This window comes from Cryobacterium sp. MDB2-A-1, from assembly GCF_004402675.1.
GTDB lineage: Bacteria > Actinomycetota > Actinomycetes > Actinomycetales > Microbacteriaceae > Cryobacterium > Cryobacterium glucosi.
On record NZ_SOFK01000010.1, the window covers coordinates 27,291 to 52,669 of the forward strand.

General features: G+C 69.1%; 21 protein-coding genes and 1 pseudogene. 5 read left to right on the forward strand and 17 right to left on the reverse strand.

Features of this window, described 5'->3' with window-relative positions; all coding sequences use genetic code 11:
* Positions 1-46: 46 nt before the first annotated feature.
* Positions 47-451, forward strand: coding sequence for a hypothetical protein (locus tag E3O39_RS01455; protein ID WP_134446448.1), 405 nt, complete (start codon positions 47-49; stop codon positions 449-451).
* Positions 452-553: 102 nt separating this feature from the next.
* On the opposite strand, the gene E3O39_RS01460 is transcribed toward E3O39_RS01455, so the two are convergent.
* From E3O39_RS01460 to E3O39_RS01470, 3 genes are all read right to left on the reverse strand, one after another.
* The gene (locus E3O39_RS01460) at positions 554-1,807 is read right to left on the reverse strand and encodes a hypothetical protein (RefSeq protein ID WP_134446449.1); all 1,254 of its coding nucleotides are present in this window, start codon (positions 1,805-1,807) and stop codon (positions 554-556) included.
* A 55-nt stretch (positions 1,808-1,862) separates the two neighbouring features.
* Positions 1,863-2,129, reverse strand: a complete 267-nt coding sequence (locus E3O39_RS01465; RefSeq protein ID WP_134446450.1) for a hypothetical protein — start codon at positions 2,127-2,129, stop codon at positions 1,863-1,865.
* An 84-nt stretch (positions 2,130-2,213) separates the two neighbouring features.
* The gene (locus tag E3O39_RS01470; protein ID WP_134446451.1) at positions 2,214-2,825 is read right to left on the reverse strand and encodes a LysE/ArgO family amino acid transporter; all 612 of its coding nucleotides are present in this window, start codon (positions 2,823-2,825) and stop codon (positions 2,214-2,216) included.
* A 72-nt stretch (positions 2,826-2,897) separates the two neighbouring features.
* Here E3O39_RS01470 and E3O39_RS01475 point away from each other — a divergent pair, with 72 nt between their 5' ends.
* The gene (locus E3O39_RS01475) at positions 2,898-3,770 is read left to right on the forward strand and encodes a LysR family transcriptional regulator ArgP (RefSeq protein ID WP_174774825.1); all 873 of its coding nucleotides are present in this window, start codon (positions 2,898-2,900) and stop codon (positions 3,768-3,770) included.
* Positions 3,771-3,810: 40 nt separating this feature from the next.
* Here the strand turns inward: E3O39_RS01475 and E3O39_RS01480 are convergent, their stop codons facing one another.
* Entirely contained in the window at positions 3,811-4,416 is a 606-nt protein-coding gene (locus tag E3O39_RS01480) for a PadR family transcriptional regulator (RefSeq protein ID WP_134446453.1), read from the reverse strand.
* Positions 4,417-4,561: 145 nt separating this feature from the next.
* On the opposite strand from E3O39_RS01480, the gene E3O39_RS01485 reads away from it, so the two are divergent.
* Positions 4,562-5,959: a glutamate decarboxylase gene (locus tag E3O39_RS01485; RefSeq protein WP_370294581.1), complete on the forward strand. Its 1,398-nt coding sequence runs from the start codon at positions 4,562-4,564 to the stop codon at positions 5,957-5,959.
* Between the two features lie 95 nt (positions 5,960-6,054).
* Positions 6,055-6,351: a putative quinol monooxygenase gene (locus E3O39_RS01490; protein WP_134446454.1), complete on the forward strand. Its 297-nt coding sequence runs from the start codon at positions 6,055-6,057 to the stop codon at positions 6,349-6,351.
* Between the two features lie 15 nt (positions 6,352-6,366).
* Here the strand turns inward: E3O39_RS01490 and E3O39_RS19805 are convergent.
* The 9 genes and pseudogenes from E3O39_RS19805 to E3O39_RS01535 form a co-directional block, all read right to left on the reverse strand.
* Positions 6,367-8,364: pseudogene (locus tag E3O39_RS19805) on the reverse strand (amino acid transporter).
* A 2-nt stretch (positions 8,365-8,366) separates the two neighbouring features.
* Entirely contained in the window at positions 8,367-9,542 is a 1,176-nt protein-coding gene (locus E3O39_RS01500) for an XdhC family protein (protein WP_134446455.1), read from the reverse strand.
* Between the two features lie 9 nt (positions 9,543-9,551).
* Complete coding sequence (locus E3O39_RS01505; RefSeq protein ID WP_134446456.1) at positions 9,552-10,307, reverse strand: SRPBCC family protein; 756 nt, start codon at positions 10,305-10,307, stop codon at positions 9,552-9,554.
* Complete coding sequence (locus tag E3O39_RS01510) at positions 10,297-11,619, reverse strand: VWA domain-containing protein (RefSeq protein ID WP_241984943.1); 1,323 nt, start codon at positions 11,617-11,619, stop codon at positions 10,297-10,299. Before E3O39_RS01510 ends, E3O39_RS01505 begins: the two co-directional genes overlap by 11 nt.
* Before the next feature lies 1 nt (position 11,620).
* Entirely contained in the window at positions 11,621-12,559 is a 939-nt protein-coding gene (locus E3O39_RS01515; protein ID WP_134446457.1) for a MoxR family ATPase, read from the reverse strand.
* Between the two features lie 2 nt (positions 12,560-12,561).
* Complete coding sequence (locus tag E3O39_RS01520) at positions 12,562-13,563, reverse strand: XdhC family protein (RefSeq protein WP_134446458.1); 1,002 nt, start codon at positions 13,561-13,563, stop codon at positions 12,562-12,564.
* Positions 13,564-13,574: 11 nt separating this feature from the next.
* Entirely contained in the window at positions 13,575-15,968 is a 2,394-nt protein-coding gene (locus tag E3O39_RS01525) for an aerobic carbon-monoxide dehydrogenase large subunit (protein ID WP_134446459.1), read from the reverse strand.
* Positions 15,965-16,570 (reverse strand): (2Fe-2S)-binding protein, encoded by a 606-nt coding sequence (locus E3O39_RS01530; RefSeq protein ID WP_134446460.1) that lies wholly within the window; start codon positions 16,568-16,570, stop codon positions 15,965-15,967. Before E3O39_RS01530 ends, E3O39_RS01525 begins: the two co-directional genes overlap by 4 nt.
* A gap of 4 nt (positions 16,571-16,574) precedes the next feature.
* Positions 16,575-17,483: a xanthine dehydrogenase family protein subunit M gene (locus E3O39_RS01535; protein WP_134446461.1), complete on the reverse strand. Its 909-nt coding sequence runs from the start codon at positions 17,481-17,483 to the stop codon at positions 16,575-16,577.
* Between the two features lie 338 nt (positions 17,484-17,821).
* Here E3O39_RS01535 and E3O39_RS01540 point away from each other — a divergent pair, with 338 nt between their 5' ends.
* Positions 17,822-19,087 (forward strand): ScyD/ScyE family protein, encoded by a 1,266-nt coding sequence (locus E3O39_RS01540; RefSeq protein ID WP_134446462.1) that lies wholly within the window; start codon positions 17,822-17,824, stop codon positions 19,085-19,087.
* A 99-nt stretch (positions 19,088-19,186) separates the two neighbouring features.
* Here the strand turns inward: E3O39_RS01540 and E3O39_RS01545 are convergent, their stop codons facing one another.
* The 4 genes from E3O39_RS01545 to kdpB are packed head-to-tail and all read right to left on the reverse strand — an operon-like array spanning position 19,187 to position 25,358.
* The gene (locus E3O39_RS01545) at positions 19,187-19,900 is read right to left on the reverse strand and encodes a response regulator (protein ID WP_134446463.1); all 714 of its coding nucleotides are present in this window, start codon (positions 19,898-19,900) and stop codon (positions 19,187-19,189) included.
* Positions 19,901-22,471, reverse strand: coding sequence for a DUF4118 domain-containing protein (locus tag E3O39_RS01550; RefSeq protein ID WP_134446464.1), 2,571 nt, complete (start codon positions 22,469-22,471; stop codon positions 19,901-19,903).
* Positions 22,472-22,481: 10 nt separating this feature from the next.
* On the reverse strand, positions 22,482-23,096 hold the full coding sequence (kdpC, locus tag E3O39_RS01555) for a potassium-transporting ATPase subunit KdpC (protein ID WP_134446465.1): 615 nt from the start codon (positions 23,094-23,096) through the stop codon (positions 22,482-22,484).
* Positions 23,097-23,147: 51 nt separating this feature from the next.
* Complete coding sequence (kdpB, locus tag E3O39_RS01560) at positions 23,148-25,358, reverse strand: potassium-transporting ATPase subunit KdpB (protein WP_134446466.1); 2,211 nt, start codon at positions 25,356-25,358, stop codon at positions 23,148-23,150.
* Between the last annotated feature and the right edge of the window lie 21 nt (positions 25,359-25,379).

Genomic DNA, 25,379 nt, shown 5'->3' on the forward strand with positions numbered 1-25,379 from the left:
GTGAGAGGCGCCGACTGAACTGAACCACGGAAGGAACGTGATCTGCATGAATGCGAATCAGGAGTCCAATGGCGAGACCCGCCTGGCCTACATTCTCGGCGTACCCCTGGCCGAGAATGTCGTGCGCCAATGGCCGCAAATGGGCGAAATCGTGCGCACCAGCACACTCATCGGCAGCGTCGAGGGCAACTTCGCGGAACTGACACTGGAAGTCGGCAGACGCCTGCGCCTCGGGGATGTCCTGGTGGTCGAGTGGACCTGCAACTACGGCGACGGACGCCTCTACCGCAACGTGACCATCGGCGAACTCGAGAACGGGGAAGCCGTGCGCGTCACGGACTACTGGGGCGAACCCACCGACACGCCTCTCTGGCGAGTGCCGCTGACCGACCGCCTCGACATGCCCGGCGACGGCATCTGGAAGGACAACGACCACCTGAGCCACCACTGACGCGAAAGCGACCTGACAACCGGTCCGCGGATTCCGAGCACAGGACGGTCGGGGTGCCGCCGTGCTTGCGGCGCCGTTCTCGGCGCCGATGGCTGCACTGCCTCAGCGGCGGCCCAGCCGACCGATGGCGAACCCGACGACGCCGATGAGCCCGCCGAGGGCGACCCAGCCCGCGGCGCGGCCGCCTCTTGCCGCGTCCGGTAGCGGATGCGGCGACGCGGCCTCCGTCGCCCCCGCCCCGACAATGGCCACGGAAGCCGCCTCTGCCAGCGGCACCGCGGCATCCGCTGCCGGGGCGACGACGGACGCGTTGCGCACGAACAGCACGAACCACGCGAACACGATCAGCACGGCGACGAGTTCGAGGGCGGTGAGGTTGTAGTACCCGATCGGGTACCAGAGCAGCACCGCACCGCCGATCGCGAGTACGAAGACCGTCGTCGTGACGACGAAGCTCCGGGGGAGGTCCTTCAGGACGAGCGGGACCAGCACGATGAGCGCGACGAAGCCGACGACGGCAGAGGTCGCGAAGGTGTTGTGCACGACGAAACTGACGTCGACGGGCACGAGGCCGACTCCGATGAGCGCAACGCCGACGATGATGATGATGATCCGCACGAGCGGGACGCCGCGGAGGTCGCTGCCTGCGGCGCTCCGCCGCGAACGCAGGTCGAGGGTCAGGTAGTCCGCGAGGGTCGTCATCACGAGTCCGGCGAGGAGGATCGTCAGGTTGAACGCGTATGCGGAGGTTGCGTCCCCCATTCCGAGTGCGCTGAAGTTCGCCTGCCACCAGCGCGGGTCGGCCGCCGTGAGCATGCTCGAGAATACCCCGGCGGCGAGGAAGAGGCCCAGGAGTGAGGCGAGGCGGGTCGTCGTGATCTCCGCGGCGAGGAGGAACAGCGCGAAGGTGCTCGCTGCGACCGTCAGCGTGACGAACAGGGTCGCCGCGAACGGGTCGAGCAGCAGTTCGCGGAAGGCCAGCTGGAACACCGCGTAGACCGAGCTGATCAGGAGGCCGGCCATTGCGGCACCGGTCACCGACAGCCCGATGGTGTCGAGGATGCGTCGGATGCGGGCACGACTGCGCCATCGCGGAGAGTGCCGGGTGAAACGGACATAGGACCATCCGAAGACCAGCAGTCCGATCAGTCCGGCGATCTGGGCCGAGAGCCCGCCGACGGAATTTTCGCCGGCGAGGCCGACGGCACGGCCACCGAACACGATCACGGCAGCGAGGAGCCCCGCGAGCGCGCCGACCGCAGCGGCGATCAGGGCACCGGATTCCACCTCGGATCGGCCGTTACCGGTGCGTTCGTCCTCCACCGGCGGTTCCGGGTCCGCGCGGGAAGGAGTCATCTCCCTATCCTGTCGCGCTTTCGAGGCTGCTGTGGCCGCTGAGCGAGGTGTCGGCCTATGCGGGCGGGGCCTCACTCACGAAGCAGGAGATTGCACTCGCGAGGTCCGGCCGGACCATCCGGGCGACCGGGGTGCCGAATTCGATGACCTCGTAGCCGTCGCGGTTCCTGGCGATGAAGCCGATCACGCTCAGCGCGTTGTCCTTCGCGATCCGGGAGTCGCTGACCCGCCACTCCCGTCTCGAGAGCGCGCGCACCTGGACGTCGCTGGGCGAACGGGACTGAAGTGCGGCGGCGATCATGGTGGGTCCTTTCCTCGACATGAACCGACCGTAGGTTCGGTTCCTATCGGTTGCCTTGGGGCCCGATGTGAAGCCGATGAGGCCCGGCACACTCCGATCCGGGACTCAGGTTCCGATCCCGAGCAGCAGGCTCACCGCGATCACGGTCATGATCACCGCGATTCCGATGTCGAGAATCCGCCACGACACCGGCCGGCCGAAGACCGGGCGCAGCAGCCGGGCGCCGAAACCGAGCGCTGTGAACCAGATGACGCTGCCGAGCACCGCCCCGAGACCGAAGTACCAGCGTTCGTCGCCGTGGGCGGCGGCGACGGAGCCGAGGAAGACAACGGTGTCGAGGTAGACATGCGGGTTGAGCCAGGTGAGCGCCGCGGTCGTCGCGAGGACCTGGGTGAGGCTCGCGGCAGTGCCGACGACCGAGGTGTCGAGCGGCCGAGGGAGAACGGCCCGACGTGCGGCGAGCGCCGCGTAGCCGAGCAGGAATGCGGCACCGACGATCCGGACCACGACGAGCAACCACGGCACCGTGCGGATCAGCGCCCCGAATCCGGCGACACCGACCAGGATCAGGATCGCGTCGGAGGCTGCGCACACGATCACCACGGCGAGCACGTGTTCCCGGCGCAGTCCCTGCCGGAGCACGTAGGCGTTCTGGGCGCCGATCGCAACGATGAGGGACAGGCCGAAGCCGAGGCCGGCGAGGGTGGTGAGGATCATTCTCCGACCGTACCTCGGCGGCGAAGGATGAGTACAACGAAACTTTCTTAGGAGGCATTAGTCTGGCTAATCATGACGATTGACAATGCGCAGCTCAGGGCCCTCGCGGCGACGATCGATCGTGGCTCCTTCGACCTCGCCGCCGCGACCCTGCACATCACGCCGTCCGCGGTCAGCCAGCGGATCAAGGCCCTCGAGACCTCCGCGGGCCGGGTGCTGGTGCGGCGGACGAAACCGACAGAGATCACGGATGCCGGCCTGCCGTACCTGAGGCTGGCCCGGCAGATCGACGCTCTCGTCCAGGACGTCGTCTCCGGGTCGGAGTCGGAAGCGCGCGCGGGCGTTCCGCTCGCCGTCAACAGCGACTCGCTCGCGACCTGGGTGCTTCCGGCACTCGCCGGCCTGCCCGACTCGATCACCTTCGACGTACGCCGTGAGGACGAGGATCACTCGGCCGAACTGCTGCGCGCGGGAACGGTGATGGCCGCGATCACGACCGACGCGCGTCCGGTGCACGGTTGCTCCGTCACCCGGCTCGGCAGCATGCGTTACCGGCCGATGGCGCACCCGAGCTTCGCCGCTCGATGGTTCGCCGCGGGGCCCACAGCGGATGCGCTGTCCCGCGCGCCCATGGTCGTGTTCGACGCCAAGGACGACCTGCAGGACCGCTTCCTCCGGGGGCGGAGCCGTCGGCCGCTCACGCCTCCCCGGCACTCGATCCCGGGGTCCGCGGACTTCGCGGAGGCCGTCCGCCTCGGGCTGGGCTGGGGCATGGTGCCCAACCAGCAGATCCTCAGCGGCGAGGCCGACGGTGTGCTCGTCGATCTCGCGCCGGGCCGGCACATCGATGTGGTGCTCTACTGGCAGCAGTGGACGCTGCACACGCCCGTCCTCGCGACGATTTACGAGGCGATCCGGGCCGCGGCCGCGGAGCACCTCGACTGAACCCTGTCGCCACCAACCACTGCCGGCAGGGACCTTGCCGTCAGTCGGCGAGGATTCCGTAGAGGGAACGTCGGAGGTCGTCGATCTGGGTGACGGCCTTCGCGCGCTGCTCCGGGGTCGCGGCGAAGCGGAGTTGGTGGATGACGCCCATGAGCTTGGCGACGCTCTCGTGGAGATTCGCTTCGGCTTCGACGCGTGCCGTCGAACTGTCCCAGACGCGGGCAAGGGCGTCCGCGTTCTCGGTGACGTAGGCGCGGCCGGGCTCGCTGAGCTGGAATTCGGTGCCGGTGCCGTCACCGGTCGGGGCGATGAGGTCCTCGTCGACGAGCTGCTGCAGCGTCGGGTACACCGATCCGGGGCTCGGGCGCCATGTGCCTCCCGAGCGCTCGGTGATCTCCTTGATCAGTCCGTAGCCGTTGAAGGGCGCTTCGGAGAGCAGCGAGAGGATGGCGAGGCGGACATCCCCCTTGAGCTTGCGCTGGGCACCCGGCGGCATGAAGCCGCGCGGGCCGAAGCCGCCGAAGCCCGGGCCGAAGCCCGGGCCGAAACCGGCTCCGAAACCGGGCCCGGCGCCCCGGCCGAAGCCGCGGCGCTCGTGCCGGTCGCCGGAGTCGTGGGTTTGGGGTTCGCGAAAATCGTTGTGCATGGTGGTGTCCAATCGGGAAGCGGGTGGTCGACGGTCGAGAGGATCGGCGATGGCTTAAAGATATATCGGTGAATAGTCCTGAGCAATGACTCTCAGTGAATACGCAGCCGGGAGGTCAAGCGTGATGCGCGGTGAGTGCGGCAGCATGGACCACATGCAGGCCGACCCAGAGTTCAATCCGGAGTTCTTCGAGATCAACCCACTCTTCTCTCGCCCGGGGGAGGACAGCGTTGCGCCGCGGTACGTCCTCGGCGCGGGCCCGATGGAACCGGAGACGGCATACCAGATCATCCACGACGAGATCATGCTCGATGGAAACGCCCGGCTGAACCTCGCCACGTTCGTCGGAACCTGGATGGACGAGCACGCCGGGCGGCTCTACGCGGAGTCCTTCGACAAGAACATCGTCGACAAGGACGAGTATCCGCAGACCGCCGCGATCGAGGAGTATTGCTGGCGGATGATCGCCGGCCTCTGGCACGCGCCCGAGCCGATGGAGACCATCGGCACGTCGACGATCGGCTCCTCGGAGGCCTGCATGCTCGGCGGACTCGCCCTGAAACGCCGCTGGCAGCAGGCCAGGCGAGCGGCCGGGAAGCCGACCGCGCAGCCGAACCTCGTGATGAGTTCCGCGGTACAGGTGTGCTGGGAGAAATTCTGCAACTACTGGGACGTCGAGCCTCGATTCGTGCCCATCAGCGAAGAGCATCCGAGCCTGGACGGGCACGACCTGGCGAGCTACGTCGACGAAAATACCATCGGCGTCGTGGCGATCATGGGTGTGACGTACACCGGGGTCTATGAGCCGGTCGCGGCGATCAGCGCCGCCCTCGACGAGATCGAGGCGCGAACCGGAGTGTCCGTTCCCATCCATGTTGACGCGGCCTCCGGCGGGATGATCGCACCCTTCCTGCAGCCGGAGCTCGAGTGGGACTTCCGATTGGTACGGGTGCACTCGATCAACACCTCCGCGCACAAGTACGGCCTTGTCTACCCGGGACTGGGCTGGATCGTCTGGCGGTCGAAGGATTCACTGCCAGAGGACCTGGTCTTCCATGTCAGCTACCTCGGCGGGAGCATGCCCACGTTCGCGCTCAACTTCTCGCGTCCCGGCGCGCAGGTGCTCCTGCAGTACTACCTCTTCCTTCGGCTCGGATCCGACGGCTACCGTGCCGTGCAGCAGTCCGCCCAGGACGTTGCGCGGTACCTCGCGCGCGGCATCGAGAAGATCGGTGCCTTCACACTGTGGAATGACGGGTCGGACATCCCGGTCTTCGCCTGGCGCCTCACCCCCGGCCACACCCGGAACTGGAACCTCTTCCACCTGTCGGACCGGCTGCGCTCCCACGGCTGGCTCGTTCCCGCGTACTGGATGCCCGACAACCTGTCCGAGATGACCGTCCAGCGGATCGTCGTACGGAATGGGCTCAGCATGGACCTCGCTGCGCGCCTGCTCACAGTGATCGAGGAGGAGACGGCGTATCTCGACCGGCTCGAAGGTCCCATGCCCGTCGAGGGGCAGCATCCGGGCTTCACACACTGACTCCTGACGAGTGCCCCCTTGCCGGTTCGGGCGTCTCTTCCTATGCTCACGACGGGACCGCCGCCCAGGCGGGCCGACGTACAGAGGAGAATGCGATGACGCTCAAATACGGTGTGCTGGCTGTCGTTGAGGCCCGGGCCGGGCAGGAACAGGCCGTCGCGGATTTCCTCGCCGGTGCACAGGCACTGGCGGCCGCCGAGCCGGGCACCCGGACCTGGTACGCCTTCCGGGTCAATGACGATACGTTCGGCATCTTCGATACCTTCGACACCGAGGAGGATCGCCAGGCACACCTCACGGGGGCCATCCCGGCAGCGCTCGCCGAACATGGTCCGACCCTGCTCGTGAGGGACCCCGACATCAGCCTGATCGACATCCTCGCCGCCACCTAGTCGACGGCGAACCCCTCAGCCGCCGCCGACGTGGGTGCCCGGACGGCGGAGCGGGTCGGGTTCGACCTCGCGCATGATCTCCCGCACGACGGGGGCGGTGTCGCCCTGGCCGAGCAGGAGGTAGCGCATCAGATGGAAGAGCGGGTTCCCCTCCGACCATTCGAAGTAGACGTGCGGGCGTACCCCGGAGGCATCCCGCAGGGCGAGCAGGATCGCAGCGATGGCGTTCGGCGCCGCCGGGCTCTGCGCGCGCAGCACCCGGTAGCCTTCGATCTCAACTCCCCGGACGTGCACGATCTTGCTGAAGCCGGAGGGGTCGATGACCTCGATCTCGAGGAAGAGCACGTCCGCGGTTCCGGGAACCGGATTCATCCCACGCTGGTCGGCCTCCTTCGCCGCGTACTCGGCGCGGTCGCCGCTCTGGGGCTTGTTCGCGATGATGTTCAGGGCGCCGTCATAGACGAGGGAATCGGCGACGAACTGCCGGGCCATCCCGTCGAATTCGACGCTGTCCACCCGGAGCTCGGTCGTCCGTGTCACGCGTGAGATCAGGGACACGGCGATGATCGCCGCGATGAAGAACACTGAAATCGTGATCCCGTCCGGTTTCTCGACGATGTTCGCGCCGAGGGCGTAGAGGAGCGCGAGCGACAGGACACTGAAGCCGATGCTCGCGCGGCGTTGCCTGCGGCGGACGGCAGAGATGGTCACGGCGACGGCGCCGGACACCATCATGGCGAGGATCCCGGTCGCGTACGCGCCGGCCTGCGCGTTCACATCCGCCCGGAAACCGATCGTGATCAGCACACTCACCCCGGTGTACACGAGTACGACCGGGCGGATGGCGCGGCTTCAGTCCGGCGCCATCCCGTACGACGGCAGATACCGCGGCACGATATTGATCAGTCCGGCCATCGCGGACGCACCCGCGAACCAGAGGATCAGGATGCTGCTCACGTCATAGACGGTCCCGAAGACCTCGCCGACGCGCTCGTGGGCGAGGAAGGCGAGCGCGCGCCCGCTCGCCGCGCCGCCCGCCTCGAACTCGGCCGGTGGGATGAGCACGGTCGTCACGAAGCTGCTCGAGAGCAGGTAGACGCTCATGATGAGGGCCGCGGTCGTGAGGAGCCTGCGGGTGTTGCGGATCCGCGAGGCGAGTCGTTCCTCGGGGCTCCTGCCGTCCGCGGCGACGAGCGGCATCATGCTGACCCCGGTCTCGAAACCCGAGAGACCGAGGACGAGGAGCGGGAACGCGATCACGGCGGGCCCGAGGATATCGCCGAAACCGCTTCCCCGTGCGGTGAGTGCGTCCGTCCAGTTCGCGATCACCCCGGGTTCGGTGAAGGCGTCGTGGAGTCCGACGCCGATCACGACTCCATTGAGCAGCAGATACACCGCGACGAGGGGAATGGCGACGGAGACGGCCTCGCTGAAACCGAGCAGGAAGACTCCGCCGAGGATGAGCAGCAGCACGACCGTGATCGGCACGGCCTGGCCCGCGAGGAAGCTCGGCGCAAACGGGTTCTCAAGGATGTGCACCGTCGCATCCGCCGAGGACAGCGTGATCGTGATGATCCAGCTGGTCGCGACGAAGCCGAGCAGGATGAGCACGAATATCTTGCCGCGCCAGAACGGCAGCAGCCGCTCGAGCATCGCGACGGACCCTTGCCCGTGCGGGCTCTCCTTCGCGACGCGGCGATACATCGGCAGCATGCCGAGGAGGGTGAGCGCGACGATGAGCAGGGTCGCAACGGGTGAGAGCGCGCCGGCGGCGAGCGCTGCGATACCGGGCAGGTAGGAGAGGGTCGAGAAGTAGTCGACGCCGGTGAGGCACATCACCTGCCACCAGGGGTGGGTGGATGCCGTCCCCTCTGCGCTCTCGAGACCCACCGGTTGCACCCGGTTGGCCAGGAGCCACCGGCCCAGGGGCCCATATGCTGCCTTCGTGCGGATCGGACTCGGAACGCTCGCGGGGATCTCGGGACGAACTGCACGGCCCGGAGTCTGGTCCATGGTCACACGAGCTTTCGGGCGTCATCCTCGTCGCGCACGTCGACGATGTCGTGGGCGGCCAGGTCGTGGTGGATCGGTGTCCGGCGGTCGCCGAGCGGTTCACCGGTGCCACCCCACATTCCGGAGATGACCTCGGCCATGATCGAGACCGCGGTCTCCTCCGGCGTGCGGGCGCCGAGATCGAGGCCGATCGGGCTGTGCAGCCGCGCCAGTGCGACCTCGGGCACGGCTGCCGCGCGCAGCCGGTCCAGGCGGTCGTCGTGGGTGCGCAGGGAACCCATGGCGCCGACATAGGCGAGGTTGTCGTCGGAGAGGGCCAGCTCGAGGAGAGGGACGTCGAACTTCGGATCGTGGGTGAGCACGCAGACGACGGTGCGCGCGTCGAGGAGGCCGGCGGCATTCTGCTCGGCGAAGTAGCGGTGCGGCCAGGCCACGACGACCTCGTCGGCTCCGGGGAACCGTGCAGGAGTCGCGAACACGGCGCGGGCATCGCACACGGTGACCCGGTACCCGAGGAAGTCGGCCAGCCGGGTCAGGGCCGCGGCGAAGTCGACAGCGCCGAACACGAGCATCCGTGGCCGCGGGGCGAAGCTCGTGACGAAGACGCGTAGTTCAGCGCCGTCGCGTTCTCCGTCCGGCCCGTAGCCGATCGTCGAGGTGCGTCCCGCCGCCAGGAGGCCGCGGGCATCGTCGCCCACGACGTGGGTGAGCCGTTCGGAACCGAGGTCTCCGGTCACCCCGTCGCCGCGCACGATGAGGTGACGGCCGAGGATGCGGGGGTCGGGGTGCTCGATGACGGTCACGATACCGACCGGAACGGACGTCGCGAGGTCGCGCAGGACTGTGTCGAGCTCCGCGAAGGTCTCGCGGGAGACCGGTTCGACGAAGACGTCGAGGATGCCGCCGCAGGTCAGGCCGACCGCGAAGGCGTCGTCGTCGCTGATGCCGTAGCGCACGAGGGCCGGCCGTCCGGTGCGGATCACCTCCTGCGCGAGTTCGTAGACGGCGCCCTCGACGCAGCCTCCCGATACCGAGCCGACGACGGCGCCGTCGCTCGTGACGAGCATCGATGCTCCTGCGGGCCGGGGCGCGGAGTGGAACGTGCGTACGACCGTGGCGAGCGCCGCCGTCCGCCCGCGTTCCCAGGCGGGAACCAGTTCTTCGATGACGTCACGCATTGCGGAGTCTCACGGTCGGCGCCCCTGGCGGATGCCTGCGGCCGAGCGGGCTGCACCGTGCCGGCCGAGCCGGTAGCCGACGAAGCCGACGACGGCGAGCAGGCCGAGGAGCGTGGCCGGGTTGCTGAGGCGCTCCATGATCATCGCCCTGGCGAAGCTGAAGGCGTCGAGGCTCGATCCGGCGGCCGGAGGCGGCGGAGTCCTGGGAACCGGCCGGGCGGGAACATCCGCCGGGTTCACGATGCCGATCGGTGCCGTCGCGCCCGGCTCGGCGTTCACGGGCACCGTGTTCGCAGGCACGGTGTCCGCCGTCGCGGGGACCTCGCTCAGCATCGCCTGGAGGTTCTCGGCGAAAAGCGCCATCATCTGGTCGGTGACACTGCCGATGATGCTCTTGCCCATCACGGCGACCTTCCCGGAGAGATCGACGTCGGCGTTCACGGTGCCGTGGGTCGTCCCGTCCGCCTCGGTGAGCACGAGCGTCGCCGTGCCCTGCGCGGTGCCCTGGCCGCGCGCCTCCTGGGCGCGCCCCTCGAAGACCGCCCGGTGGGCGTCTGCATCCCGCTCGATCACGTTCATCATTCCTTTGTACTGCATTGCCACCGGTCCGAGCTTCACCTTCATGCCGACCTGATAGGCGTCGTCGGAGAGACGGTTCAGGATCTGCGCTCCCGGTACGCAACCGGCGACACGTTCGAAGTCCATCAGGGTCGCCCAGACCTCCTCGATCGGCGCGGTGACGGAAAAGGTGCTGTCAAGCTGCATGGTCATGTCCTCTGGTCGTCGGGTGGGGTCGGGTACGGGGATCGGCGCTGGATGCGGTGCCGGGACGAGTGCGGGGGTCGAGCCGTTCTGCGCGGATAAGGTCGGCGAGTTCGCCGAGCGCCGCGTAACTGTGGCCGCTCACGATGGCGTCGATGTAGGGCAGGGCGGCGTTCATCCCTCCGACGAGCGGCTGGAATCCGGGAGCGACCGTACGCGGGTTGACCCAGACGATCCGGTACGCGAGGCGGCGCAGACGGGCCATCTGGTCGGCAACGAAAGCGGGGTCGTCGAGGGCCCAACCGTCGGAGAGCACCACGATCACAGCGCCCCTGGCCAGTCCGCGCCGACCGTGGTCGTCGATGAACCGGCGGATGCTGTCGCCGAGCCGGGTGCCGCCGGCCCAGTCCGAGGAACTCGCCGCGGCGCTCGCGAGCGCGGCGTCCGCATCCCGGACGGCGAGTTGGCGGGTCAGCCGGGTCAGCCCGGTCGAGAAGACGAAGGCCTCCGCGTGCGCGCCCGCAACGGCGCCCTGGAGCAGGGTGAGGAACACCCGGGTGTACGGTTCCATCGACGCCGACACATCGCAGAGCAGGACGAGCCTGCGCGGTTGTTCCCTGCGGCGGGAGGAGACCAGAAGGATCGGCTCCTCGCCGGTGCGGTGTGCGGCCCGGACGGTGCGCCTCAGGTCGAGCCGGGCACCCTCCGCTCGGGTCGGCCGAACCCGCCTGCTGCGCCGAAGCGGGGTCGAGAGCGAGATCCGGCGCACGAGGTTCCGAACCTGCTCTGTCTCCTCAGCGCTCAGGAGCGAAAACGAGGTGTCGTGCAGGCGGCGTTCGAGCGAGGCGAGCATCAGGATCGTCTCGCGTTCGACGGCGCCCGGATCTGAGGGCCCTGCTGCGGGAGCAGGCGTCGGAGCCCGGGTCTCTGGTCCTTCGCGCGGTTCCTGCCGCCTTGCGGCGAGGTCGTCGTGTGGCGCCGGGCGGGTCCTGGCCTCCGAGCCGATGGCCGGCGGCGCGTTCGGGTCACCGCGCTGGTCCGCCGGGTCGAGCAGGCCGTCGAAGACGGCAGAGAAGACCGCGTCGAACACCGGCAGCTGGTCTCTCGACGAGAGGAGCACGATGCGGCACGTCCAATAGAGTGCCGAGCGACGGGTCGGCGGCACCACCTGGACCGCGTCAGCGAGCCGGGCAGCCCCGTCGACCGAAACGGGCAGGCCCGCGCGGCGGAGCGCGGTGACGAACCCCGCGGCGAATGCGGCCGGTTCAACCCGCGGGGCGGCATCCGCCGGTGCGCGCTCGGTCATCTCTGCCATGTCAGCTCCCGGCCATCCAGTCGGCCCCGCGCGCGAGCGCGAGATCGAGGTCGTCCCTGTTCTTGATCAGGGACCCCCAGGTCTGGGCGACGTACTGCGGATCAAGACGGTCGGCGCCGAGAACGGCGAGCGCAGCCGCCCAGTCGATGGCCTCGGCGATGCCGGGTGGTTTGACGAGGTCGAGGGAGCGCAACCGGGTGATCGCGGTCGCGGCGTCGAGGGCGAGGCGTTCGGTACTGCCGGGCACCCGGCGGCGCACGATCTCGGCGATCCGTTCCGGGCTCGGGTAGTCGATCCAGTGGTACAGACACCGCCGGGTGAGGGCGTCGTGCAGGTCGCGGGTGCGGTTCGAAGTCAGGATCACGATCGGCGGCACCGCGGCCCTGATCGTGCCGAGCTCGGGGATCGTCACGGCGGCCTCGGCGAGGAGTTCGAGGGTGAAGGCTTCGAACTCGGCGTCCGCACGATCGATCTCGTCGAGCAGCAGCACGGCGGGCCGGGGACCGGGGTGTTCGATGGCCTGCAGGAGGGGGCGTCGCAGCAGGTACTCCGGCCCGAAGAGCGCATCCTCGTCGATCCCTGATCCGCTGGCCTCCGCAAGCCGGATCGCGAGGAGCTGGCGCGGGTAGTTCCACTCGTAGAGGGCCTCGCCCGCGTCGATGCCCTCGTAACACTGGAGCCGGAACAGGGGCGTGTCGAGAGCCCTCGCGAGCGCCTTGGCCGCCTCGGTCTTGCCGACACCCGGTTCGCCCTCGAGCAGGATCGGCTGCGGCAGGCGTACCGCGAGGAAGAGGGCCGTAGCGAGGCCTTCGTCTGCGAGGTAGTCCTCCGCGGCGAGCGCAGCCTGCAGTGCAGGCACGTCAGGGACCAGTGCCCGGACAGCGGACGTCGCCCCGCCCCTGGCCGGGCTCGAGGGGATTCCCTCAACGCTCGGTGCCATGGTCAGTGCTCCACGGTCGAGGTGTGGACGTGGGTCTTCGTGAGGGCGAAGCGCTCTGGATCTGCGACGAAGGCCGCGCGACAGCCGGGGGAGCAGAAGTAGTGTGTTGTCCCCGCGTGCTCGTAGTGCAGGCTCGTGGGCAGGGCGGCAACCGTCATCCCGCAGACCGGATCGATGGCGCTCGGAGGCTCCAACATCGCGTCGGCCTCCCCGGGGGACACCGCGAGCGGCAGGGCCCCGGCAGCCCCGGCGAGCCCCGCCGACCGGAGCCTGAAACGTTCGGCGACGAGTTGCGCGAAGACCGACACCGCGATCTCGCCGGGGGTCCGGCCGCCGAGGTCGAGTCCCGCAGGGTTGAACACCCTGGCGCGTTGCTCGGCGTCGACGTTGAGGGAGGCGAGCACTGCGGCGCCCCGGGTGGGGCTCGCGACGAGCGCGACATAGGGCACCCCCACGCGGAGGGCTGCCTCGAGGGCGGGTTCCTCTTCCCGGCCGTGGGACGCGACGATGAGTGCGGCGTCGTCCCGGCGCGGTGACGTGGCCGTGCCGGGGGCGCCGATCGTCTCGGTGAGCTCGACGTCGAAGCCGAGGTCGACCCCGATCGTGGCGAGGGCCCGCGCGACCGGTGTCGCGCCGACGACGATGACCCGCGGTGCCGGATGCCACGGCTCGAGGAAGATCTCGACAGCGCCCCCGCTGAGGCACGGGTTCCGCACCTCGACAGCGCCGTCCTCCGCCACGCCGGACGGGTCCCCTGGCACGACCCGGAGCAGGACGGGCTCGCGTGCGGCGAGTTGCCTGAGCCCGTAGTACCGAACGGATGCCTCGACGCAGGCACCGCCGACGAACCCGTCGATCCGTCCGGCGGCATCCACAACGGCGGTGTCGCCGGCGTGCGCGCTCGTCGGACGCTGGGCGCGTACGACGGTGGCGCGGACGAACGGCTCGCGGCGTTCGGTGAGTTCGTGCGCCCTGCGGGCGAGGGCGTCCGGAATCGGTGGCATCGGCACGGCAATCAGATCGGCGGGCGGGGACGACCCTGGATGGCCGCCCACACCCGTGCCGGCGTGCACGGCATGTCCATGTGCGTGATCCCGAACGGGGCGAGGGCGTCGACGACCGCGTTGACGATCGCGGGGGGTGAACCGACCGTCGCGGACTCTCCGATGCCCTTCGCTCCGATCGGGTGGTGCGGCGAGGGGGTCACGGTGTACCCGGTCTCCCAGTCCGGCACCTCCATCGCCGTCGGGATGAGGTAGTCCATGAAGGAGCCGCCGAGGTTGTTGCCCGACTCGTCGAATTCGATGAACTGCATGAGCGCCATGCCGACGCCGTCGGTCAGGCCCCCGTGCACCTGCCCCTCGATGATCATCGGGTTGATCCGGGTACCGCAGTCGTCGACGGCGACGAACCGGCGCACCGTGACGTGCCCGGTGCCGGGGTCGACGTCGACGACGCAGATGTAGGCGCCGAAGGGGAAGGTCAGGTTCGGCGGGTCGTAGGTCACTTCGGCGTCGAGGTTGCCGTCGATCCCCTCCGGCAGGGCTACGGTGCCGTATGCGCCCATCGCGATCTCGGCGATGGTCTTGCCGACACTCGGGTCGCCCTTGACGAACCAGCGGCCCTTCTCCCATTCGAGGTCTTCCGGGCGGGTCTCGAGCATGGCGGCGGCGATGAACCGGGCCTTCTCGCGCACCTTGCGGGCGACGAGGGCCACGGCGGCGCCACTGACCGGGGTCGACCGGCTGCCGTAGGTGCCGAGGCCGAACGGCGTCTGGTCGGTGTCGCCGTGCACGACGTCGATGTCCTCCGGCGGGATGCCGATCTCCTCGGCGACGATCTGGGCGAAGGTCGTCTCGTGGCCCTGGCCCTGGCTCTGCACCGAGATGCGTACCACCGCCTTGCCGGTCGGGTGCACGCGCAGTTCCGCGCCGTCGTTCATGCCGAGGCCGACGATGTCCATGTGCTTGCGCGGGCCGGCACCGACCGTTTCGGTGAAGAACGAGATACCGATGCCCATCAGTTCGCCGCGGTCGCGTTTGGCTTGCTGCTCCCGGCGCAGGTCGTCGTACCCGGCCATCTTCATCGAGAGCCGCAGTGCACGCTCGTAGTCGCCGGAGTCGTACTCCCAGCCGGTCTTGTTCGGATAGGGGAACTGCTCCGGCTTGATCAGGTTCTTCAGGCGCAGTTCCGCCGGGTCCATCTCGAGCTTCGCGGCGAGGATGTCGACGAGCCGCTCCACGAGGTAGACGGCCTCTGTGACCCGGAAGGAGCACGCATATGCGACACCGCCGGGCGCCTTGTTCGTGTAGACGCCGGTTACCGAGCAGTGCGCGGCCTGGAGGTCGTAGCTTCCGGTGAAGATGTGGAAGAAGCCGGCGGGGTATTTCGTGGGCTGCGCCGTGGCGTTGAAGGCACCGTGGTCTGCGAGGACGTTGGTGCGCACGGCGAGGATCCTGCCGTCTTTCGTCGCGGCGATCTCGCCCTGCATGATGTAGTCGCGGGCAAAGGAGGTCGACATCAGGTTCTCCGAGCGGTCCTCCATCCATTTCACCGGTTTGCCGGTCACGATCGAGCCGACGACGGCGAGGATGTAGCCCGGGTAGATTCCGACCTTGTTGCCGAAGCCGCCGCCGATGTCGGGGGAGACGATCCGGATCTTGTGCTCCGGGATGCCCGCGACCATGGCGAACAGGGTCCGGTGGGCGTGCGGGGCCTGGCTCGTCTCGTAGAGTGTGAGCTTGCCGGTCACCGCGTCGAAGTCTGCGACGGCGCCGCAGGTCTCCATGGGAGCCGGGTGCGATCGCGGGTAGACGATCTCCTGGCTGACGACGACGTCTGCTGCGGCGAAGACGGCATCCGTCTCGGCCTTGTTGCCTGCCTCCCAGTCGAAGATGTGGTTGTCGGTGCGCCCTTCCATCTCGTCGCGCACGACCGGTGCGTCTGCGTCGAGCGCTTTCCTGGCGTCGACGACAGGCGGGAGCACGTCGTAGTCGACCTCGATGAGTTCGAGTGCGTCCCGGGCGGCGTAGCGGTCCTCCGCGACGACGAAGGCGACCTCCTGGCCCTGGAAGCGCACCTTGTCGGTCACGAGCACCGCCTGCACGTCGGCGGAGAGGGTCGGCGCCCACGCGAGGCCGAGGCCGAGCAGGTCGGCCCCCGTGATGACGGCGACGACGCCCGGGTGGGCGAGGGCTGCGGTCGTGTCGATCGAGACGAGCCGGGCGTGCGCGACCGGTGAGCGCAGGATCGCGCCGTGGAGCATTCCGGGCAGCGTGATGTCGTCGACGTAGTGGCCGCGGCCGCGCACGAAACGGGGGTCTTCCTTGCGTTGCAGCCGGCCGTAGCCGATCGGGCGGCCCTCGTCGTCCGCCGCCGGGTTGGGTGCGTGTTCCTGCAGGATGGTCATGCGGTCACCTCTTCCGGTTCCGTCTGCGAGGCCGGGATCGCCCTGGCCGCTTCCGCGGCGGCGGCGCCCGGTTCCGTGGTCGTGCCCGCCGAGTCGTCGAGCGCTGCGGGGTCGCCACCTGCGGCATCCGCTTCGGTCATGCCCGCCGGGTGGTCTGCTGCCCAGTGCACCGATCGGACGATCGTCGCATAGCCGGTGCAGCGGCAGATCTGCCCCGAGATCGCCCGGCGGATCTCGGTGTCGTCTGGGTGCGGGTTCACGTCGAGGAGAGCGCGGGCGGTGAGCATCATGCCGGGGGTGCAGAACCCGCACTGCAGCCCGTGTTCCTCCATGAAGCCCTGTTGCACGGGGTCGAGGGTGCCACCGGTGGCGAGGCCTTCGACCGTCGTGATCGCATGACCATCGGCCATCGCCGCGAGCACGGTGCACGACTTCACCGGCTGCCCGTCCATGAGCACGACGCAGGTACCGCAGTTGGAGGTGTCGCAGCCCCAGTGGGTTCCGGTGAGCCTCAACACGTCGCGGATGTAGTGCACGAGCAGGACGCGCGGTTCGACCTCGTTGGTCACGTCGGTCCCGTTCACCGTCATGGTGATCTGCATGGATTCAGCCTTCCTGCGGTGTGGTGGGGTGCCCGGTCGCGCCGGCGAACTCCGCGACACGATCTGTCGCGCGGCGCAGGACGCGGCGGGTGAGCTCGTCGGCGAGGTGCCGCTTGTAGTCGACCGGTCCGCGCTGGTCGGCGACCGGGTCAGCCGCGAGTGCTGCGAGGCGGCCGGCCTCGATGAAGAGCTGCTCGCCGGGGCGTTCACCGCGGAGCAGCTCCGTGACCGCGCCGACGGTGCCGTCGAGCCCCACGGCGGTCAGGCCGACGGATGCCTCCGCGATCGTGCCGTCCTCCGCGAACGAGAGCGCGGCTCCTGCCGCGGCGACGGCCCAGTCTCCGACCCTGCGCTCGACCTTTTCGTACGCGCTTCCTGAGCGCGGCCGGATCGGGATGCGCACCTCGCAGAGCAACTCATCCGCGGCGACCGCCGTCTCGTAGGCTCCGCGATGGAACTCGGTCATGGTCAGCATCCGCTCGCCGAGGGGACCGCGAACGATCGCCTCGGCACCGAGCACATCGCAGACGGTCGCGAGGTCCTCCGCAGGATCGGCCTGGCAGAGCGAACCTCCGATCGTGCCGCGATTGCGGACGATCGGGTCTGCGATCACTCGCTCGGCGTCGCCGACGATCGGGAAGAGCGCGGCGATCTCAGCGGACTCGAGGAGGGTCGTGTGCCGAGTGAGGGCGCCGATCCGCAACCGGTCTCCGTCCCGCAGCACGAAGTCGAGTTCGAACAGGTCGTTGATGTCGATGAGCCATTCCGGCCTGGCCAGCCGGAGCTTCATCATCGGCAAGAGGCTGTGACCTCCCGCGATGATGCGGGCCTCGGGGCCGTGCCGGGACAGCAGTGCGATGGCGTCGTCGACCGTGTCGGCGCGGGCGTATTCGAATGGTGCCGGAATTTGCACGGACCCTCCCCATTGAGGCATGCCCTGCGGAATGGGGGGCACTGGATGCCACACATAGTGGCCCCGGGCCCCAGCGAAGTCAATGACCCGCCGATCGGGCATTTCCTTTCGGTTCATGGCAAAGACCTAGACAATGCACAGGCTTCGGATTAATCTGCCAGCGTCGGCACCCGTGTGTGTGCCGGCCCCCGGGAGACGCTGTGCATCACACGTTCTCTCCGCGGTGCTTGACAACATGCAACCGTCATCTGCTCTCGGCGTACCTGCGCAGCGCTTGTCTTCCGGTGCTTCTGTCCCAGCGGTCGTGGCGAGAGCCGATCGTGAAGAGAACAGAGATCATGACCAGGACACTGCACGGAACAGGACTGCACGGAACGGCACGGCACGGAACAGCACGGCACGGAACAGGACTACGCAGGCGGCTCCTCGCGGGGGTGGCGTGCGCCTCCCTCGCGGTGGCGTTCTTCGGCGCCACCCCGGCATCGGCCGGACAGGGATCCGGACACGGCGACGGCGACGGGGAAGGAACAGGCGCGCCGGTGACGCTCGCGGAGGGCCTGCTCGGCCCGCTCAGCCTCGAGGTCGGCCGGCACAACACCGTCTACGTCAGCCAGAACTTCGCCGGCGAACTCACGAGGGTGGCCCGCGACGGAACGACAGCGACCATCGCGAGCGCCCCGGGCGACGAGATCTCCGCGGTCACCGCGCGGAAGGGCACCGTCTACTACGCCCGGGTGGCGCAGGACCACAGCGCGGCCACGCTCAGGTCCATCGCGCCGGACGGCACCGACGCACAGCTCGCCGACATCTGGGCCTACGAGAATTCGGCGAACCCGGACCAGGACAACAGCTACGGGTTCGTCGACCTCGACCCGGCGTGTGCCGCCCAGTTCGATCCGGCCCAGCCGCCGTTCATTCCGGCGGCGTACACGGGGGTCGTCGACACGCACCCGTACGCGTCGCTCGCCCTCTGGAACGGGGTGTACGTCGCGGATGCCGGCGGGAACGCGATCCTGCACGTCGACTGGGACGGCACGGTGTCCACCACCGCGGTTCTTCCGCCGAGCGACCCGATCACGATCGATGCGGCGATGATCGCGGATATCGGTTTCCCCGCCTGTGCAGCCGGGCACGACTACCGCTTCGAACCGGTTCCGACGGATGTCGAGCTCGGCCCGGACGGTTGGCTCTACGTCACGTCGCTCCCAGGCGGGCCGGAGGACGCGAGCCTCGGCGCGCGCGGCTCGGTGTACCGGGTCGATCCGGACTCCGGTGACGTCGAACTCGTCGCGACCGGGTTCGTCGGTGCGACGGGCCTCGCGGTCTCGCAGGACGACGGCACGATCTACGTCGCCGAGCTGTTCGGGGGTCCGGACGGCACCGGCCAGGTGTCGGTGCTCGATTCCGGTTCGGACACGCCGAGTGCGCTCGTGGCGGTGTCGCAGCCGGCCGCGATCGAGTTGCGCCACGGTGCGCTCTACCTCACGACGGATGCGATCAGTCCGGACGCGAACGGAGCGCCGACCCCGGTCGGCAAACTCGTGCGCATCCCGCTGACGGGTGGCCACGCCGCGAGCGACTCCCTCGACGACACGACAGACTGACCCTCGCCGCCCACCCGGCCCTCCCGGTCCGGGTGGGCCGGGTGCGGGGATCAGGCAGGGGCCGGGCAGCAGGCAGGGCCGGCAGCAGACCGGCAGGTGCTACGGATCGGGGGTGAAGCGGTAGCCCATTCCGGCCTCCGTGAGCAGATAGCGCGGATGCGCCGGGTCGGGTTCGAGCTTCTTGCGCAGCTGGGCGAGGTAGAGGCGCAGGTAGCCGGAGTCCGTCGTGTGGTGCGGACCCCAGATGTCCGTCAGCAGCGACTGCCGGGAGACGAGCTTCCCCGGGTTGCGCAGCAGGAACTCGAGGATGCGCCACTCGGTGGGGGTGAGCCGGATGGCCTCGGGTTTTCCGGGAGCGCCCCCGGAACCCGTGCCCGTGCGCACGACGCTCCGTGCCGAGAGGTCGACGGCGATCGTGCCGAGCATGATCACCGGTTCGGCACCGGAGTCGACCGGGCCGAGCCTCCGGGTGAGCGCGCGGATCCTGGCGAGCAGTTCGTCGATGGAGAACGGCTTCGTGACGTAGTCGTCCGCTCCCGCATCGAGAGCGTCGACCTTGTCGGCGGCGCCGCTGCGCCCTGAGACGACGAGGATCGGCACCTGGGTCCAGCCGCGCAGGCCGGCGATGACCTCGATCCCGTCGAGGTGCGGCATTCCGAGGTCGAGCATCACGAGGTCGGGATGCTCATGCGCTGCAGCGGCGAGGGCCTCAGCGCCGTCCCTGGCGGTCACGACGTCGTACCCGCGCGCGCCGAGGGTGACCCGCAGCGCACGCAGGATCTGCGGGTCGTCGTCTGCGATCAGGATCTTCACTCAGGTCTCCTCATCAGTGCCAGTGCCAGTGCCAGTGCCCGTGCCCGTGGCTGCGGCCGTGCCGGCTGTCTGGCCCGCCGGCGCTGCGGGGTCGAATGCGGGCAGGGCGATGACCATCGTCAGCCCGCCGCCCGGGGTGTCCTCCGCCTCGAGCCGACCGCCCATGCCCTCGGTGAATCCCTTCGCGAGTGCGAGGCCGAGGCCGAGGCCGGTCAGGTTGTCGGTGTCGCCGAGGCGCTGGAACGGAAGGAAGACCTCATCGCGCCGGTCGGCGGGAATGCCGGGCCCGCGGTCCATGATCCGCAGTTCGACGACGCCGCCGAATTCGCTCGCCGAGACGAGCACGCGCCCGCCCGTCGGCGAGAAGCGGATGCCGTTGGCCAGCACGTTCACGACGACCCGCTGCAGGAGTCCGGCATCGGCGAGCATCGGCGGCAGCCCGGGAGGGAGCTCGAGTTCAACCGTGTCCGGCCCGACGCCGAGCTCATCGAGTGCGGGGAGCACGACGTCCGCAGCGTCGACGGGGCCCAGGGAGACCGCGAGGGCACCGGCCTGCACCCGGCTGACGTCGAGGAGGTTCGTGACGAGGCCGGCCAGCGACTCGAGACTCTCTTCGGCCGTCTCGAAGAGCTCCTCCCTGTCGGCGGGCGACAGCGTGAGTTCGGCCGAGCGCAACCCGCTGATAGCGGCTGTCGCAGCGGAGAGCGGCCGCCGCAGGTCGTGACCGACGGCGGCGAGAAGGGCGCTGCGCATCCGGTCGGCCTCGGCGAGCGGTCCGATCGCACTGGCCGTCTCTGCGAGGTCGCTGTGTTCGAGCGCGGCGTCGAGCTGGGTCGCGATCACGCCGAGCAGTCGTCGCTCGGACGCTGCGAGGTCGCGTCCGGAGAGCTCGAGGGTGCCCCGGGTGCCGACGGGGACCGTTGCGAGGGGGGTGTCCGGGCCGGCCTGGGCGGGCGAGCCGTCGGAGTACAACAACGTCCCGCCCGCGAACAGGCGCACCCCGGTGAGGTTGAAGGCCTCGCGGGTCCTGGCGACGAGCGCGGGAACGGCGTCCTCGCCGCGGAGCACGCTGCCGGCAACGGTGGCGAGGAGTTCTGACTCACCCGCGGCGCGCTGGGCGCTGCGGCTTCGTCGGGCGGCGAGGTCGACGACGTAGCTGACGACGCCCGCGTTGGCCAGGTACAGGACGAGCGCGAGGGCGTGTGCGGGTTCGGCGATCGTGACGGTGTAGAGCGGGTTCACGAAGAAGTAGTCGAGGGTGAGCCCGGAGAGCAGCGCGGCGAACAGGGCAGGCCAGAGTCCGCCGACGAGGGCGACGACGATGACGAGGAGTTGATAGCTGAGCACCTCGCTCGTGATCGATTCCTCGCTGTGGGTCGCCACGAGGAGCGCGGTGAGCAGCGGACCGCCGACGACGGCGAGGCCGAGGCCGGCCAGCCGTCTGCGGAGGCTCAGTGCACCGCCGATCCGGGGGAGGCGCATCCGCTCGCCCGCGGCGGAGTGCGTGACGACGTGCACGTCGATGTCTCCGGACTCCCTGACGACCGTCGTGCCGATTCCCGGCCCGCTGAAGGCCGCCTTGAGCCGGGTACGCCTGCTCACACCGATCACGAGCTGGGTCGCATTCGAGGCCCTGGCGAATTCGACGAGGGCGGTCGGGACGTCGTCGCCGACGAGCTGGTGGTAACTGCCGCCGAGTTTCTCAACGAGGGCCCGCTGGGCCGCGAGCGCGCCGGGGTGTGCGGAGCGGAGTCCGTCCTGGCTGATCACGTGCACGGCGAGGAGCTCGCCCCCGGCTGCGCGCCCGGCGATCCGTGCCCCGCGGCGCAGCAGCGTCTCGCCCTCCGGCCCGCCGGTGAGCGCGACGACGACACGTTCGCGGGCTTCCCACTTGCTGTCGATGCCGTGTTCGGCCCGGTAGTTCTTGAGTGCCGTGTCGACCTCGTCGGCGAGCCAGAGTAAAGCGAGCTCGCGCAGGGCGGTGAGATTGCCGAGTCGGAAGTAATTCGACAGGGCGGCGTCGATCCTGGCGGCGGGATAGACGTGGCCCTCGGCGAGCCGGTCGCGCAGGGACTGCGGGGCGAGATCGATCACCTCGACCTGATCCGCGGCACGCAGCACGCTGTCCGGGAGGGTTTCGCGCTGGGGGACACCCGTGATCTGCTGCACGACGTCGTTGAGCGACTCGATGTGCTGGATGTTGACCGTCGAGATGACGTCGATGCCCGCGTCGAGGATGGACTGGACGTCCTGCCACCGTTTGTCGTGGGCGAGTCCGGGGGCGTTGGTGTGGGCGAGCTCGTCGACGAGTGCGATCGCGGGTGCGCGATCGAGGACAGCATCCAGGTCGAGGTCGGTGAGTTCGATCCCGCGGTGCCGCCTGACGAGGCGCGGCACGACCTCGAGTCCTTCGAGCATCGCGGCCGTCGCAGGGCGGTCGTGGGTTTCCACGACCGCGACGACGACGTCCTTGCCCTCTGCGTGCAGCCGCCTGCCCTCTTCGAGCATGGCGTAGGTCTTGCCGACGCCCGGTGCGGCACCGAGCAGCACCCGCAGTCGACCGCGTTTCATGTCACGCCTTTCAGCCCTGGCCGGGCAGCGCCGCGAGGGCGAGGTTCAGTTGGAGCACGTTGACGGTGGGTTCGCCGAGGAAACCAAGGTCCCGTCCCTGAATCCTAGACTCGACCAGGGCGCTGACCGTCGCGACCGGAAGGCCGCGGGCCGCCGAGACCCTGTTCACCTGGATCCGGGCGTACTCCGCGCTGATCTGGGGATCAAGACCCGACGCGGATGCCGTGAGCGCGTCAGCGGGGATCTGGGCGGCGGTCACGCCGTCGGATCCCTCGATTGCGGACGTCCGGTCGGCGATCGCGGCGATCAGGTCCGCGTTCTCCGGACCGAGGTTACTGCCGCCGGAGGCCGCCGCATCGTAGCCGTCGCCCGCTGCGGATGGCCGGGACTGGAACCACTCCGGAAGGGCCGCTCCCTGGGCATCCGTGAATGACTGGCCGATCAGCGAGGAGCCGACCGCTCCAGAACCCCCCTGGATGAGGGAACCGTTGGCCTGGTTCGGCAGGGCGACCTGCCCGAAGGCCATGATCGCGAGGGGATAGGCGACACCGAGGATGACGGTGAAGACGAGCATGGCGCGAAGGGCGACGCCGTACTGGCGGGCCGAGCTGCGAGGGGAACTCATGGTGACGTTGTCCGTTTCCGTGGAAGTGAGGTTGGGGAGAGGTCCGGCGGGTCAGAAACCGGGGAGCAATGCGACGAAGAGGTCGACGAGCTTGATCCCGAGGAACGGTGCGATCACACCACCCAGGCCGTAGATCAGCAGGTTGCGGCTGAGCACGCTCGCGGCGGCGGCCGGACGGTAGGTGACTCCGCGAAGCGCGAGCGGGATCAGTACAACGATGATGATCGCGTTGAAGATGATGGCGGACAGGATCGCCGAGGCTGGCGAGTGCAGCTGCATCACGTTCAGCACGGCGAGGCCGGGGAAGACTCCTGCGAACATGGCCGGGATGATCGCGAAGTACTTGGCGATGTCGTTGGCGATCGAGAAGGTGGTGAGGGCGCCGCGGGTGATCAGAAGCTGTTTGCCGATTCGGACGATATCGATGAGCTTCGTCGGGTCAGAGTCGAGGTCGACCATATTGCCGGCCTCCTTCGCGGCGCTGGTGCCGGTGTTCATCGCGACCCCGACGTCGGCCTGGGCGAGTGCCGGTGCGTCGTTCGTTCCGTCGCCCGTCATGGCGACGAGATTGCCGCCCTCCTGCTCACGCCGGATGAGGGCGAGCTTGTCCTCTGGGGTGGCCTCGGCGAGGAAGTCGTCGACGCCGGCTTCCGCTGCGATCGTCTTGGCGGTCAGCGGGTTGTCGCCGGTCACCATGATCGTGCGGATGCCCATGCTGCGCAGTTCGGCGAATCGTTCGGCGATTCCCTCCTTGACGATGTCCTTGAGGTACACCACTCCCAGGATCCGCCGCGCCCCGGGTCCAAGGTCCGCCGAGTTGTCCGCCGTGTTGCCCGCAGCGCTGCCCTCGGCCACGACGAGGGGGGTGCCGCCCAGTTCTGAGATCCGTTCGACGGTCGCGTTCAGGTCGTCGAGGATCGTCGACTCGACGTTCGTGGTTTCGCTCACCCAGGCGAGCACGGCGGAGCCGGCGCCCTTGCGCACGAAGGAGCCGTCGGGCAGGTCGATCCCGCTCATCCGGGTCTGCGCCGTGAAGGGCACCACGACGGCGTCGAGGATTCCCGGATTCCCGAACCCGGTTTCGATGGCGAGGTCGACGATCGATTTGCCCTCTGGGGTCGGGTCGCTCAGGGAGGACAGTGCTGCTGCGTTGATGAGTTCGCCTCTGTCGACCCCGGCGAGCGGGGTGAACTCCCGTGCCTGCCGGTTGCCGTAGGTGATCGTGCCGGTCTTGTCGAGGAGCAGGATCGTGACGTCGCCTGCCGCCTCGACTGCGCGTCCCGACATGGCCAGCACGTTGCGCTGCACGAGCCGGTCCATTCCTGCGATGCCGATCGCGGAGAGCAGGGCGCCGATCGTGGTCGGGATCAGGCAGACGAGCAGGGCGACGAGGACGGGCAGGCTCACGGCGGCGGCGGAGTATCCCGCGATGGGGTTGAGGGTGAGGGTGACGACGAGGAACACGATCGACAGGCTCGCGAGCAGGATGTTGAGCGCGAGCTCGTTCGGGGTCTTCTGCCGGGAGGCGCCCTCGACAAGGGCGATCATGCGGTCGACGAAGGTCTCGCCCGGCTTGCTCGTGATGCGGACGACGATCCGGTCGGAGAGCACCCGGGTGCCGCCGGTGACGGCGCTCCGGTCGCCGCCGGACTCACGAACGACGGGTGCGGATTCACCGGTGATCGCGGACTCGTCGATCGACGCGATGCCCCAGACGATGTCGCCGTCTCCGGGGACGAGCTCCCCGGCGGTCACGATCACGGTATCGCCCAGTGTCAGGTCGGCGGAGGAGACGGCGGAGACGGTGGCCCGTTCGGCCGCGGCATCCGCTGCCTCGTCGTAGCCGGCCACGAGGTTGGCGATCGTGCTCGTTCGGGTCTGGCGGAGGCTGTCGGCCTGCGCCTTGCCGCGGCCCTCGGCGACGGCTTCCGCGAGGTTCGCGAAGATCACGGTGAGCCAGAGCCAGAATGCGATGCCGACGGTGAAACTCGCCGGTACGTCGCCGCCGCCCGAACGGGCCGGTCCGCCGAGGAAGGGTTCGACGATCGCGAGCAGCGTGGTGAGCGCGGCACCGACCTCGACGATGAACATGACGGGGTTCCGCCACATCAGCCGGGGGTCGAGCTTGCGCGCCGCCATCGGGAGTGCAGCGACGAGCTGGGCAAGGTTGATCGCGCTCGATGCGCGTTTCCGCGGATGTTCTCCAGCGGGCGCTCGGCCCTCGCCCCGTGGAGAGGTGGATGCTTCGGTGACTGTCGACATGATTACTGCTGCCCTTCCGTC

Coding starts and splice junctions, on each gene's coding strand:
- E3O39_RS01455 (WP_134446448.1), top strand. CDS start 47: ATGAATGCGAATCAGGAGTCCAATGGCGAGACCCGCCTGGCCTACATT.
- E3O39_RS01460 (WP_134446449.1), bottom strand. CDS start 1,807: ATGACTCCTTCCCGCGCGGACCCGGAACCGCCGGTGGAGGACGAACGC.
- E3O39_RS01465 (WP_134446450.1), bottom strand. CDS start 2,129: ATGTCGAGGAAAGGACCCACCATGATCGCCGCCGCACTTCAGTCCCGT.
- E3O39_RS01470 (WP_134446451.1), bottom strand. CDS start 2,825: ATGATCCTCACCACCCTCGCCGGCCTCGGCTTCGGCCTGTCCCTCATC.
- E3O39_RS01475 (WP_174774825.1), top strand. CDS start 2,898: ATGACGATTGACAATGCGCAGCTCAGGGCCCTCGCGGCGACGATCGAT.
- E3O39_RS01480 (WP_134446453.1), bottom strand. CDS start 4,416: ATGCACAACGATTTTCGCGAACCCCAAACCCACGACTCCGGCGACCGG.
- E3O39_RS01485 (WP_370294581.1), top strand. CDS start 4,562: ATGGACCACATGCAGGCCGACCCAGAGTTCAATCCGGAGTTCTTCGAG.
- E3O39_RS01490 (WP_134446454.1), top strand. CDS start 6,055: ATGACGCTCAAATACGGTGTGCTGGCTGTCGTTGAGGCCCGGGCCGGG.
- E3O39_RS01500 (WP_134446455.1), bottom strand. CDS start 9,542: ATGCGTGACGTCATCGAAGAACTGGTTCCCGCCTGGGAACGCGGGCGG.
- E3O39_RS01505 (WP_134446456.1), bottom strand. CDS start 10,307: ATGCAGCTTGACAGCACCTTTTCCGTCACCGCGCCGATCGAGGAGGTC.
- E3O39_RS01510 (WP_241984943.1), bottom strand. CDS start 11,619: ATGGCAGAGATGACCGAGCGCGCACCGGCGGATGCCGCCCCGCGGGTT.
- E3O39_RS01515 (WP_134446457.1), bottom strand. CDS start 12,559: ATGGCACCGAGCGTTGAGGGAATCCCCTCGAGCCCGGCCAGGGGCGGG.
- E3O39_RS01520 (WP_134446458.1), bottom strand. CDS start 13,563: ATGCCACCGATTCCGGACGCCCTCGCCCGCAGGGCGCACGAACTCACC.
- E3O39_RS01525 (WP_134446459.1), bottom strand. CDS start 15,968: ATGACCATCCTGCAGGAACACGCACCCAACCCGGCGGCGGACGACGAG.
- E3O39_RS01530 (WP_134446460.1), bottom strand. CDS start 16,570: ATGCAGATCACCATGACGGTGAACGGGACCGACGTGACCAACGAGGTC.
- E3O39_RS01540 (WP_134446462.1), top strand. CDS start 17,822: ATGACCAGGACACTGCACGGAACAGGACTGCACGGAACGGCACGGCAC.
- E3O39_RS01550 (WP_134446464.1), bottom strand. CDS start 22,471: ATGAAACGCGGTCGACTGCGGGTGCTGCTCGGTGCCGCACCGGGCGTC.
- kdpC (WP_134446465.1), bottom strand. CDS start 23,096: ATGAGTTCCCCTCGCAGCTCGGCCCGCCAGTACGGCGTCGCCCTTCGC.
- kdpB (WP_134446466.1), bottom strand. CDS start 25,358: ATGTCGACAGTCACCGAAGCATCCACCTCTCCACGGGGCGAGGGCCGA.